Source organism: Psychrobacter sp. 1U2 (assembly GCF_051847575.1).
Genome location: NZ_JBPYDC010000809.1, coordinates 1 through 824, shown reverse-complemented (window position 1 = coordinate 824; position 824 = coordinate 1). Strand labels below are relative to the sequence as shown.

Genomic DNA, 824 nt, shown 5'->3' with positions numbered 1-824 from the left:
CCAGCCTTGTAGCCAGTCAACGCCGTTACCTTTTAATAATGCTGCTACACCGCCAGTCAACTGCTTAACAATACCTTCTTTACGCTCTATCATTTGCTCGATGTTGATAGAGACGTCGCCTGTACTAATGCCATGCTCATCAAGATCATGTTTAGTCGCTTCATAACGATGCGAGCTGTCAAGAAGTGCTTTTGATGGGATACAACCGACGTTTAAGCACGTACCGCCAAGAGCAGGCTCGCCTTTATAAACGCGTTTTTCGATACAAGCCACACTCATACCCAGCTGTCCTGCACGGATAGCTGCTTCATAACCACCGGGACCGCCGCCAATGACGACCAAATCATAATTGTCTTTCATAGTCCGTTCCTATTTCAAATTTTATACTATGCCTAAAAGCTTGAGTAACCAGAAAAACCGGTGCAAACGCTACCTATTAGTAGACTAAGCAAGTTTGACATGGCCAATCATATTTTTTAGGTTTGGTATTCGTTATCGTTTAAGCTATTAAGCAATTTATTAATAACAAACGTAATCAGCCAGCAGATAACCGTATAGTCAATACACTACTTCAGTATCTTATGCCGTATAACGCTGATGTGTAACCGTGAGAATTGCAGAATAACTGGGAGAGCTTTTGTCACAAAGCTAAAAAAGCTTGTATCGGTGATTACCAATACAAGCTTAAACACTTATAGATCTAATAGTAATAATGATGGATCTTCAACGAGCTCTTTGATAGTCACTAAGAACTGTACCGCTTCTTTACCATCAATCATACGATGGTCGTAAGACAGCGCCAGATACATCATCGGTAGGATTTC

At 41.3% G+C, this 824-nt stretch carries 2 protein-coding genes; both read right to left on the bottom strand.

Annotation, left to right across the window (positions count from 1 at the left end):
• On the bottom strand, positions 1-360 hold a 360-nt coding region (locus ACS8FD_RS18870), incomplete at its 3' end, for an FAD-dependent oxidoreductase (RefSeq protein WP_439276980.1).
• 332 nt (positions 361-692) lie between these two features.
• Positions 693-824, bottom strand: a 132-nt coding sequence (locus ACS8FD_RS18865) for a 2-oxo acid dehydrogenase subunit E2 (protein WP_439276981.1), incomplete at its 5' end; no start/stop codon positions are given.